At 45.6% G+C, this 12,756-nt stretch carries 8 protein-coding genes; all 8 read left to right on the forward strand.

Translation table 11 applies throughout. The features are described 5' to 3' along the window. Positions 1-100: 100 nt before the first annotated feature. The 8 genes from rseP to infB all read left to right on the forward strand — a co-directional run bounded on the left by rseP (position 101) and on the right by infB (position 12,730). Complete coding sequence (gene rseP, locus ABTV53_RS10620) at positions 101-1,372, forward strand: RIP metalloprotease RseP (protein WP_433752804.1); 1,272 nt, start codon at positions 101-103, stop codon at positions 1,370-1,372. A 68-nt stretch (positions 1,373-1,440) separates the two neighbouring features. Next, the gene (gene proS / locus ABTV53_RS10625) at positions 1,441-2,895 is read left to right on the forward strand and encodes a proline--tRNA ligase (protein ID WP_091017266.1); all 1,455 of its coding nucleotides are present in this window, start codon (positions 1,441-1,443) and stop codon (positions 2,893-2,895) included. Positions 2,896-3,239: 344 nt separating this feature from the next. Next, the gene (locus tag ABTV53_RS10630; RefSeq protein ID WP_433752805.1) at positions 3,240-7,559 is read left to right on the forward strand and encodes a PolC-type DNA polymerase III; all 4,320 of its coding nucleotides are present in this window, start codon (positions 3,240-3,242) and stop codon (positions 7,557-7,559) included. 257 nt (positions 7,560-7,816) lie between these two features. Continuing rightward, on the forward strand, positions 7,817-8,278 hold the full coding sequence (rimP, locus tag ABTV53_RS10635) for a ribosome maturation factor RimP (protein WP_433752807.1): 462 nt from the start codon (positions 7,817-7,819) through the stop codon (positions 8,276-8,278). 123 nt (positions 8,279-8,401) lie between these two features. Further along, the gene (gene nusA, locus ABTV53_RS10640; RefSeq protein WP_433752809.1) at positions 8,402-9,499 is read left to right on the forward strand and encodes a transcription termination factor NusA; all 1,098 of its coding nucleotides are present in this window, start codon (positions 8,402-8,404) and stop codon (positions 9,497-9,499) included. 25 nt (positions 9,500-9,524) lie between these two features. Then, the gene (rnpM, locus tag ABTV53_RS10645) at positions 9,525-9,830 is read left to right on the forward strand and encodes an RNase P modulator RnpM (RefSeq protein WP_036609307.1); all 306 of its coding nucleotides are present in this window, start codon (positions 9,525-9,527) and stop codon (positions 9,828-9,830) included. Beyond that, the gene (locus ABTV53_RS10650) at positions 9,823-10,152 is read left to right on the forward strand and encodes a L7Ae/L30e/S12e/Gadd45 family ribosomal protein (RefSeq protein WP_017689142.1); all 330 of its coding nucleotides are present in this window, start codon (positions 9,823-9,825) and stop codon (positions 10,150-10,152) included. The genes rnpM and ABTV53_RS10650 overlap by 8 nt, the downstream gene beginning before the upstream one ends. Further along, on the forward strand, positions 10,145-12,730 hold the full coding sequence (gene infB, locus ABTV53_RS10655; protein ID WP_433752811.1) for a translation initiation factor IF-2: 2,586 nt from the start codon (positions 10,145-10,147) through the stop codon (positions 12,728-12,730). Before ABTV53_RS10650 ends, infB begins: the two co-directional genes overlap by 8 nt. The last annotated feature ends 26 nt before the right edge of the window (positions 12,731-12,756 follow it).

The raw sequence follows: 12,756 nt of genomic DNA on the forward strand, positions 1-12,756 counted from the left end.
AACAAATTGGAAGAAGTGATTCTCTTGTGCGGCATCAGAGAATAATGATAATCTAGAGGGACAGACTGCGGTATGTGCCGTGAAGGAGGATGGATAGGGATTGGAAACCATACAAGTGGTATTTCTAACGGTGCTCATGTTCTTTGTCATCGTGACGGTTCATGAATGGGGGCATTATTATTTTGCCAAACGCGCCGGTATTCTTGTACGGGAGTTTGCGATCGGTTTTGGTCCCAAATTGTTCTCATATAAAAGAAACGAGACCCAGTTTACATTGCGTTTGTTGCCTTTTGGTGGATATGCACGGATGGCAGGGGAAGATCCGGAACTGGTAGAGATCCAGGAAGGTCAGACCATCGCGGTAAGATCAGCGGATGACCAGGTGAAGATGATTTATCTGGACCAGCTGGATAACCGTAAAAATGTAATACGTGGTGAAGTTATCTCCATTGATATGGAGCATGCCCTGAAACTGCAACTGGACGTAGATGGTGAAATTCAGGAGTACCGAATTCATCCCCAAGCGATGTTGGTGAGTCGGGGTAAACAAACGCAGATTGCACCGAAAGATCGTCAATTTGGCAGCAAAACCGTTGGACAGCGTGCATTGGCTATTTTTGCGGGACCTCTGATGAACTTTATCTTGGCCTTTGTGCTGTTTGCTGTATATGCGCAAATGGCAGGAGTTCCGGTGGAAAACCCGAAGAATCTTGAAATTGGTGAAGTGCTTGAAGGTGGGGCAGCCGATCAGGCGAACCTGCAAAAGGGCGATATTATCGAGACCATCAATGGTACTGTTATTGGTACAGATTCTCAAAAAATGGTATCGATGATTGCTGATTCCAAAGACAAGCCGATGGAATGGACGCTGCGCCGGGGTTCGGATACGTTTAATATAACGATTACTCCACGTGCTGTAGAAGGACAAGAGGGCGGTAAAGTGGGAATCGTACCTACGTTGCCAACCCGATCTGTCGGATTTGTGGAGACATTTAAAGTCTCAGGCGTGGCCATGGTTGATACAACCAAAGTGATATTTGAAGGTTTTAAACACTTGATCAATCAATTCAACATGGATGATATTGGTGGTCCAGTTCGTACGTTTGAAGTGACAGGGCAGATTGCTAAACAAGGGATTGAGCAGTTAACAAGATGGGCAGCGATTTTGAGTCTGTATCTTGGAATTTTCAACTTGCTACCAATACCTGCACTGGACGGCAGCCGACTTGTATTTTTGGGGATTGAAGCACTACGCGGCAGACCTGTTGATCCCAATCGCGAAGGCATGGTGCATTTCATCGGATTTGCGATGTTGTTTGTGTTGATGTTGGCAGTAACTTACAATGATATTTTACGTTTAATTAACGGATAATTACGGTTGGACTACGCTCTGAACATTTCGTTCAGAGTATAGTCGTTATGGGAGGACGCTGGAGTCTTATGTCAAAGGAAAATGATAAACAGTTCGTGACTGAAATCACACCACAGGGTGAAGATTTCTCACGCTGGTATATTGATGTTATCAAAAAAGCTGATCTTATGGACTATGCACCCGTACGTGGTTGTATTGTGTTCAAGCCAGACGGATTTGAAATCTGGGAACATATTAAGGATGAGTTGGATCGTCGTTTCCGGGAAACGGGACATCGCAATGCGTATTTCCCGATGTTCATTCCTGAGAGCTTCTTTCAAAAAGAAAAGGAGCACGTGGAAGGTTTTAACCCTGAATTACCATGGGTTACGGAAGCTGGCGGAGAGAAGCTGGAAGAGCGTCTGGCAATTCGTCCTACATCCGAAACGATTATCGGTCACATGTACTCCAAGTGGATTCAGTCTTATCGGGATCTTCCGGTACTGATCAACCAGTGGGCTAACGTAGTTCGTTGGGAAAAAAGAACGTTGCCTTTCCTTCGCACAAGTGAATTCCTGTGGCAGGAAGGTCATACTGCGCATGAGACCGAAGAAGAGGCTCGTGAAGAAACGATGAAAATGCTTGAGATTTATCGTGAAGTAGTTGAGGAGTACCTGGCTATTCCTGTGATTGTGGGTCAGAAAACCAAATCCGAGAAGTTTGCGGGTGCGGTGGATACGTACTCAATCGAAGCCATGATGAAGGATGGACGTGCTGTACAAGCAGGTACATCTCACTATATGGGGACGAACTTTGCAAAAGCATTTGAAATCCAATATCTTAGCCGGAACAATGTGCTGGAGCTGGCTTACACTACTTCATGGGGAGTAAGCACACGTTTGATTGGTGCATTAATTATGGTTCACGGAGATGACCGTGGTCTCGTACTTCCTCCTAAAGTCGCACCAACACAAGTGGTCATGATTCCAATTGGACCTCCTAAAACGCGTGACGCTGTGGTTGGACGTGCAGATGAGTTGTTCACTGAGTTGAAAAAAGCTGGAGTCCGTGTGAAAATGGATGACCGCAGCGATGTTCGCCCAGGTTGGAAGTTCAATGAATACGAGATGCGCGGTGTTCCGATTCGTCTGGAGATTGGTCCACGTGATATGGAAAATGGCGTTTGTGTACTCGTATCACGGATCACAGGTGAGAAGAAAGTAGTTGAACAAGCGAACCTGGTAGAAGAGATTCAGGCTATGCTGACACAGATTCAGGTAGATATGCTGGAACGTGCTCGCACATTTATGTCGGATAACTTCTACTCCGTGGATACACTCGATGAGATGAAAGAACTGATGGAAAATAAACGCGGGTTTACACTGGCTGGATGGTGCGGTTCAGAAGCTTGCGAAGATAAAGTAAGAGAAGTCACTGGTGCAACAAGCCGGAACATTCCGTTCCAGCCTGCGGAAGAAAAGCATACGTGCCTGGCTTGTGGTGAAAAGGCAGAACACACGGTTGTGTTTGCAAGAGCGTATTAAGTCAGGATAACCTGACTATATATATTGAACTAAACATTTACATGAGAACGTAGAGAACAGAAATAACCTGAAGAAGCAAAGCGTTCGCCTTTATCTCCAGATTTTTCTCTTTAGTAAAAGGGAATCAAAAAATCTGGGGATAACAGCGATGAGAAGGTTGTTCTGTTATCGGAGTGGTAAGTGTAAATATCTTTTTGTTCAATTTATATAATGGCACGTACGGACTGTAAGAGTAATGAATGGGAGCTTCTGTCGGATAAAATGAGTCGGTGCGAGTTCGGATCGGTGACATTTTTGAATGCAGGGGCTTTTCATGCTTTAAAGGGGGTACAAGGAGGAACACGATGAGCGGATTCGAGGAGAAGAGAAAGCGGTTTGAGTTGTTGATGAAACAGGCAGAGCTACCGTCTGGTCTGTTAGAGCCCTATTTTTTGGATGGATGGATTGAACAAGTAGAGACCAATCGAAGTAATCGGGAATGGAATATTCTGATTGCAAAGGATACATTGGTACCTGCTCCAATCTATCGCACATTTTGTCTGCATATTCAAGAGAAGATGAATCATATCGCCAAAATTTCATTTGGCTTTAAATATACGGACAAGGTACAGAATGGCGATATCGTTAGTGAATATTGGAATTTGTTTCGGGAGTGGGTTACACGTGAGATTCCATCCGTGAATGGTTGGATGAACCGGACTACGTTTGAATGTGAAGCAGATCTCCTGCAACTGACAATGAGTGATGCAACGTCAATGGAATTGGCTCGTAAGAAACAGATTGATCAGGCCATTAAGACGTTCTATGAAAAATACTTTCATCTACCGCTCCGCATTAAGATGCAAGTAGGCGAAGTGGGAAGCAATAAAGAGGCCATGGAACAGTTCCAGGCCCAAAAGCGTGTGGAGGAACTTGAGGTCATCGAAAAGATGATGAGTGAAGTGGATACAGAAATCCCGGTGGATGAGGAGCAGGGGGATCTGCGTTTGCAGATGGGTTACGATATCAAGGAGCCGGCAGTGCCTATGCAGGAAATCCAGGATGAAGAGAAAAAGGTCACGCTTCAAGGTACGGTGTTTGGTCTGGATCGTAAGGAACTGCGAAACGGGAATACCTTGTTTACCTTCTATTTGACTGACTTTACAGATTCCATGCAAATGAAGATGTTTGCCAAAACAAAAGAGGATGTTAAAATTCTCAGTTTGCTGGCTAACGGTAAGTGGGTAAAAGTGCGTGGTCGTGTAGAGTATGACCGGTTTATGCAAATTCCTGAACTGGCGATGATTCCATCGGATCTGATTGAAGTCAAAGCACCGCCGTCTCGCAAAGATAATGCACCAGAGAAACGGGTGGAGTTCCATTTGCACTCTACGATGAGTACCATGGATGCTGTAACTTCAATTGACAAATACGTGAAAATGGCAGCGGAGTGGGGACATAAGGCGATTGCTGTCAGTGATCATGGTGGGGTGCAGGTATATCCAGAGGCTTCCAAGGCTGCTAAGAAAAATGGGATTAAAATGATCTACGGCCTTGAGGCCAATGTCGTAAATGACTCTGTTGCCGTTGTAATGGCTCCGCAGCCTTTGGATCTGCAAACCGCGACATACATCGTATTTGATATCGAGACCACAGGTCTTTCGGTAACGCAGAACAAAATTATTGAGATTGCTGCCGTGAAGATGCAAGATGGCAAAGAAATCGACCGGTTTGCAACTTTTGTGAATCCGCATGAACGCATTCCCTACAACATTCAGCAGTTGACTAATATCAATGATGATATGGTAAAAGACGCACCTGAGCTGGAGCCTGTTATCCGTGATTTTGTGCAGTTTGCTGGTGATGGTGTGCTTGTTGCGCATAATGCACGTTTTGACATGGGCTTTATCCAGGCTTCCCTAAAGCAAATTGGATTGCCAGAGCTTCCTAACCCGGTCCTTGACACATTGGAACTGGCGAGATTGTTATTTCCGAAAAATAAAAACCACCGTCTGAATACGATGGCGGATAAATATAAGGTTGGACTCGAAAGCCACCACCGTGCCATTGATGATACTGTTGCACTCGCGGGTATCCTGATTGGACTGCTAAATGATGCTGCACAGATGAAAGGTTTAACGAGGCTCGATCGTTTGAATGATTATGTAGGTGTCGACTTGTCGAATACAAGACCTTTCCATTGTGGAATCTATGCATTGAATGATGTCGGTAAGAAAAATCTATATAAGCTGGTATCTCTCTCTCATACGGAACATTTCAAGCGTGTACCTTGCATTCCCAAATCAAAACTGATTAATTTGCGTGAAGGCCTTGTTGTGATATCGGGCTGTGAAAAAGGGGAGTTTTTCGAAGCGGTACTTAACAAATCACTTGAAGAAGCCGAAGAGATCGCCGAATTCTATGACATACTGGAGATCCAACCACTTACCATGTATATGCATTTGGTGGATAAAGGTCTGGTAGCTACACCCGAAGAGATCAAAACAGCGATCCGTAAAGTTATCGATATAGGTGCAAAGCTTAACAAACCGGTCATAGCCACAGGTAATGTGCATTATTTGGAGCCTCGTGACAAGTTATATCGGGATATCACCATTCACGGAATTACAGGATTTAGTCCACTGAAAGATCAACGTAAACCGGATGCACATTTTAGAACGACAGAGGAAATGCTGGAAGAGTTCCAGTTCCTCGGTCAGGACAAAGCATACGAGGTTGTTGTTACTAATACGGTGGAGTTGTCTGATCGATTTGAGGAAATTAAGTTATTCCCGGACAAACTGTTTACTCCGATTCTGGAGGGTGCGGACGAAGAAATTCGTAATACCTGCTATAACACTGCCAAGTCCATCTATGGCGAAGAATTACCAGAAGTAATCGTGGCACGACTGGAGAAAGAACTCATTCCAATTATTAAATATGGTTTTTCTGCCAACTATCTGATCTCGGAACGCCTGGTTAAAAAATCAAATCAGGATGGTTATCTCGTAGGTTCGCGGGGATCGGTAGGCTCCTCTGTCGTTGCTACATTCCTGGGTATATCCGAGGTTAATCCGCTACCAGCTCATTATATTTGTGTGAATTCGGAATGCAAACACAGCGAGTGGTTCCTGGACGGCAGTGTACGAAGTGGATTTGACCTTCCAGAGAAAGAGTGTCCGAACTGTGGTGGCACACTTAAAGGAGAAGGCCAGGATATTCCATTTGAGACCTTCCTTGGATTTAAAGGAGATAAAGTTCCCGATATTGATTTGAACTTCTCTGGTGATTATCAGCCTCATGCTCATAATTATACGAAAGTACTATTTAGTGAGAAGAGTGTTTTCCGTGCAGGGACCATTGGTACGGTGGCTGAGAAAACAGCATTTGGTTTTGCCAAGAAGTATGAGGAAGAACATCACAAGAAATGGCGCGGAGCTGAATTGAATCGTTTGGCCTCTGGCTGTACTGGGGTGAAACGGAGTACTGGACAACACCCCGGCGGTATTGTCGTGGTACCTGATTATATTGAGGTCGAAGACGTTACACCTGTTCAGTTTCCGGCTGACGACGTCAATGCGGAGTGGAAAACAACACACTTTGATTATCATGCTTTTGAAGAAAATTTGTTGAAACTTGATATTCTGGGGCACGATGATCCGACGATGATGCGGATGTTGCAGGATCTGACAGGGGTCGACCCAACGACCATTCCGATGAATGATCCCAAAGTCATGAGCATGTTCAACTCAACCGAAGCTCTGGGTGTTACACCGGAACAGATTAGGTCGCCAGTCGCGACGTTTGGCGTGCCGGAGATGGGAACGAAGTTTGTACGTCAGATGCTTGTTGAATCCCAACCGACGTCTTTTGCCGATTTACTGCAGATTTCCGGATTGTCCCATGGTACAGGGGTGTGGCTCGGAAACGCTCAGGATCTGATTAAGAACGGAACGTGCAACATTAAGACCGTAATCGGTTGTCGGGATGACATCATGTTATTCCTGATCTATAAAACGGGAATGGACGCCAGTCTGGCCTTTAAAATCACGGAGAGCGTTCGTAAGGGACGTGGTTTGCCACAGGAATGGATTGACGAGATGAAGAATTGTAAAGTGCCTCAATGGTACATTGATTCGTGTCTCAAAATCCAGTACATGTTCCCGAAGGCTCACGCGGCCGCTTATGTTATTTCCGCAGTACGTACGGCGTTCTTCAAGCTATATCATCCGATTGAATATTACGCAACTTACTTTACCGTTCGGGCGGATGAGATTGATATTGAACTGATGTGTCAGGGGTATGACGCGATCTACCGGAAAATTACGGAGATTGAGCAATTAGGTTTTCAGGCACCTCCAAAAGAGAAAAACATGCTGCCTGTTCTGGAAATGGGTCTGGAAATGGCAGCACGCGGATTCTCGCTGAAATCCATTGACTTATACCGTTCGGAAGCGACAAAGTTCATCGTTGACGGAAAATCATTGATCCCTCCATTTTCGGCGTTGGCAGGAATCGGGGATAATGCTGCTCGCAATATTGCTGCAGCAAGAGACCATGGCGAGTTTCTATCGGTTGAGGACTTCCAGCAGAAGTCCAAAGCAAGTAAGACCATTGTTGAACTGCTGTCGAATATGGGATGTTTCCGTGGCTTGCCAGAGAGCAACCAGCTTTCTCTCTTCTAGGATTGAAATTGGATATTGGAATGGTGATTAATGGGGGGAACGTAATTTTTCCTTCATTAGTAAGTAAACTGCCTGAACCATCGCTTACTTGTCACTATTACCAGACTATGTTATAATTTTTGAAGTGAACGAGATAGTACGAATTTCTAAAGAGTGGGGAAACCCACTCTTTAGTCTTTGGTATACAAGAATCTTGGGTATTGAATAATCTGCCAGTGCTTTTTTGCTGGTGTAACCTAAGTTGGAGGTTATTGGTTTTGAGCACAACGAACATTAAATCTACCGTGGAAGAAATGATCCAACCCTACTTGAACGAACAAGGCTTCGAGCTGGTTGACATCGAATACGTCAAAGAAGGCAGCAACTGGTTTTTACGGGTGTATGTCGACAAAGAGGGTGGCATCGACATCGACGATTGCGTCTTGATCAGCGAAAAGCTGAGCGCCAAGCTGGATGAGAACGATCCGATTCCAACCATCTATTTCCTTGAAGTGTCTTCTCCCGGTGCGGAGCGTCCACTGAAAAAACCTGAGGACGTTACCAAAGCTGTAGGCAAAAATGTTTTTGTTACAACCTACGAACCGGTGAACGGATTGAAGGAATTTGAAGGCAAGCTGCTTTCCTTTGATGACGGGGAACTCGTGATCGAAGCAGGCAAAAAACAGCATGCCATCACTTATGATAAGGTTGCCAGTGCGCGCCTAGCTATTTTGTTTTAAGTGCCTTGTTCACTTTATTAATGAAAAAGACACATCTCACGATAACGGCAAGGTGCTCATGAGTTCAGAGCCTTTCGCCGTTTTACGTATGAGATGCCATGTTTGAAAGGGGGATCAACATTCATGAGTATGGATTTTATTGAAGCAATGAATGAATTGGAACGGGAAAAAGGGATCAGCAAGGATGTGCTGTTTGAAGCGATCGAGGCTGCACTAATTTCCAGCTACAAGCGGAATTTCAACACAGCCCAGAATGTGCGTGTTGACATGAACCGTAATACGGGAGTTATTCGGGTGTATGCCCGTAAATTGATCGTGGAAGAAGTCCTGGATTCACGTACCGAAATTTCATTGCCTGCTGCACGAGAAATCAACCCACACTTCCAGCTGGAAGATATTGCGGAGATTGAAGTTACGCCGCGTGATTTCGGACGTATCGCCGCACAAACTGCCAAACAGGTAGTGACCCAGCGGATTCGTGAAGCCGAACGCGGCCTGATCTACAACGCTTTCGTTGATAAGGAAGAAGATATCGTTACGGGAGTGGTGCAGCGTCAGGATTTGCGCAATATCTACATCGATCTGGGCAAAATCGAAGCGGCTTTACCGCTGACCGAATTGATGCCGAACGAGAAGTTTGTTCATGGTGACCGTATTAAAGCGTATATCACCAAGGTCGAGAATACGACGAAAGGGCCGCAAATCATTTTGTCCCGTACCCATCCGGGCCTCTTGAAACGTCTCTTTGAACTGGAAGTGCCTGAGATCTTTGACGGTGTAGTTGAAATTCGCTCCGTCGCTCGCGAAGCAGGGTTCCGCTCCAAGATTGCCGTTCATTCCCGCAATGACGAAGTTGATCCAGTTGGATCTTGTGTGGGTCCTAAGGGAATGCGCGTGCAGACCATTGTGGGTGAGCTGCGCGGTGAAAAAATCGACATCGTTCGTTTCTCCGATCAGGTAGACGAATATGTTGCCAATGCACTGAGTCCTTCCAAAGTGTTGGAAGTTCATGTATTTGAGGAAGAAAAGATGGCTCGGGTTATCGTTCCGGACTATCAACTGTCGCTCGCAATTGGTATCAAAGGCCAAAATGCCAGATTGGCAGCCAAATTAACTGGCTGGAAAATCGACATTAAGAGCGAGAGCCAGGCGGAACAGGAATTCGGCAGAGAAAAAGATTCTTCTTCTGAAATGCATCAGGATTCCGTCTCCGTCGACTAAAGTAAAGTACGGGGGGCGCTGACGTATGAAACCAAAAAAAGTGCCGCTGCGCAAATGTGTGGCATGCCAGGAAATGATGCCCAAAAAGCAGCTGATTCGCATTGTTAAAACGCCAGAGGATGAAGTGCTGATCGATTTGACTGGCAAAAAATCCGGACGTGGTGCCTATTTATGCGGCAAAGAGTCCTGTTTTAAGCTCGCACTCAAAAACCGGGCTTTGGATCGGGCATTAAAAGGCAAAGTCTCACCTGAAATTTACGAGCAACTAGCAGCTGACTTCATTGCGGTTGAGGATGAATTCATAGCAGCACAGGAGCGTGAACATGACTAATATTAAAACGCTGTCTTATCTGGGACTCTCTATGCGTGCAGGTAAACTTGTAACAGGTGAAGAAATTGTACTTAAAGCGATCCGTTCTTCCGAAGCTAAAATGGTTATTGTTGCGGGTGACGCCTCAGCCAATACACAAAAGAAATTTCGCGATAAATGCGGAACTTATAAAGTTCCTCTGTTGATCGGATTTGACCGGGATAGTCTGGGTTCAAGTATCGGTAAAGACACGCGTGTTGTTCTTGCAGTAACGGATCGAGGGTTTGCAAAAATGATCTCCAAGCAAGTCGGTATAATGTCGGAGGTGGAGTATATTGAGTAAACAGGAAAACAAGGATAAATTGCGAGTTTATGAATATGCGAAGTCCCTTAATATGAGTAGCAAAGAAATTATAACCATTCTTAAAAAGCTGGAAATTCCCGTAAACAATCATATGAGTGTCATGGAGAATGGTTCAGTCGGTAAGGTGGAACAATTTTTTAAAGATATAAAATCCACTGCTGCTTCGAAACAAGGCAACGATGCAAAACCAGTTGCTACTTCGGCAGTGCGCAGTGACAAACCAGTGGACAGCAACAAGCCGGCCGGCGGAGTGAACACGCCGAAGAGCAGTAACCCATCCGGTAGTCCCGTACAAACAAAAATACAACAGGAAAAGCAGGTAGGTATGAACAATAGACCAAATTCCAACAATAACAATGGCACCCAAAGACCCAGCGGCCAAGACAGCCGCAACAGAACGAACTCTTCCCAAGGCTCAAGCCAAGGAGGACAATCAACGAACCGTCCAAGACCAGCTCAAGGTGGACAAAGCAGTACTGCATCCCGTCCGCAAGGATCGGGTCAACGTCCGAATAACAGCGGTGGCGGTCAAGTAAGAACTTCAGGACCTAACAGCGGTGGTAATACCGGTACTGCTGGCAATCGTAGCGGTGGCCAAGGTCAGAGCCAAGGACAAGGCCAACGTAGAAGCGGCCCAGGTGGCACTACAGGCAACAACAACAATAGTGGCAACCGTTCGAATAGCGGTGGCGGTGGACGTCGTTATGATGACAATCGTGGTGGCAACTTCCGTGGTAACCGTGGTGGCAAGAACAACCGCAACAGAAATCAACAACAGTACCAACAACGTGAGAAAATTGATAACACACCTAAGAAAATCATCGTTCGTGGTGATATGACCGTTGGTGAAACAGCGAAGTTGCTCCATAAGGATGCTTCCGAAGTTATCAAAAAGCTCATCGCTATGGGCGTTATGGCAACAATCAACCAAGAGCTTGATATCGAAACGATCCTTCTGCTTTCAGGGGAATTCGGTGTTGAGGTTGAAGTGAAGATTGTGCTTGAAGATGACCGTTTCGAAACACTGGAAGAAAATGATGATGCTGCTGACTTGCAAGCTCGTCCTCCAGTAGTTACAATCATGGGTCACGTTGACCATGGTAAAACAACTTTGCTGGATGCCATTCGTTCCACGAATGTAACAGGCGGCGAAGCAGGCGGAATCACGCAACATATTGGTGCATACCAAGTCGAAATCAACAACAAAAAAATTACGTTCCTGGATACTCCGGGTCATGAAGCGTTTACAGCGATGCGTGCACGTGGAGCACAGGTTACGGATATTACAATTATTGTCGTAGCTGCCGATGACGGTGTTATGCCACAAACGGTTGAGGCAATCAACCATGCCAAAGCTGCGGGGCTTCCAATTATTGTTGCTGTCAATAAAATTGACAAACCCGGCGCTGATCCGGATAAAGTAAAACAAGAATTGACTAACTATGAACTCGTTCCGGAAGAGTGGGGCGGAGATACCATCTTTGTTAACGTATCAGCAAAACAAAGAATGGGTCTGGAAGGTCTGCTTGAAATGATTCTGCTCGTTGCAGAAGTGAACGAATATAAAGCGAACCCGGACAAACGTGCCCGTGGTACAGTGATTGAAGCCGAGCTCGATAAAGGACGTGGCCCAGTTGCACGTATCCTCGTACAGCACGGTACATTGAAAGTCGGCGATGCTTTCGTAGCAGGTAACTGCTTCGGTCGTGTCCGTGCGATGGTCAATGACAAAGGTCGTCGTCTGAAAGAGGCTGGACCTTCAACACCTGTAGAAATCACAGGTTTGACTGAAGTTCCAGGTGCGGGAGATCCATTCATGGTGTTTGAAGATGAGCGCAAAGCGCGTTCCATCGCTGACAAACGTGCGATTACGCAACGTGAATCCGATCTGGGTACACATACTCGCGTAACGTTGGATGATCTGTTCCAGCATATCAAAGATGGCGAGATCAAAGATCTGAACGTAATCATCAAAGGTGATGTACAAGGTTCGGTTGAAGCATTGAAAGGTTCCCTTGCGAAGATCGAAGTTGAAGGTGTACGCGTGAAAATCATTCATAGCGGCGCTGGTGCAATCACTGAGTCCGACATCATTTTGGCGGCAGCATCCAATGCCATCGTGATTGGTTTCAACGTACGTCCTGATAACCAGGCGAAAGCAACTGCAGATCAAGAGCAAGTAGACATTCGTCTGCATCGTGTAATCTACAGTGTTATCGAAGAAATTGAACAAGCGATGAAAGGTATGCTTGATCCGATCTACAAAGAAAAAGTTATCGGTCATGCTGAAGTTCGGAGCACGTTCTCCATCAGTAAAGTGGGTACCATCGCTGGTTGTATGGTTACATCGGGTAAAATTACGCGTTCTGCGGAAGCACGCCTGATTCGTGATGGCATTGTCCTTTACGAAGGTAAGCTGGATTCCCTGAAACGTTATAAAGATGATGCCAAAGAAGTAGCCCAAGGTTACGAGTGCGGTATCACACTGGATAAATACAATGATCTCAAAGAGGGCGACGTTATCGAAGCCTTCATTATGGAGACAGTACAACGATAAGCAAGGAAGCATGAGGTGAAACAACA

The sequence above is a fragment of the Paenibacillus amylolyticus genome (assembly GCF_050990605.1).
GTDB classification, from domain to species: Bacteria; Bacillota; Bacilli; order Paenibacillales; family Paenibacillaceae; genus Paenibacillus; species Paenibacillus amylolyticus_H.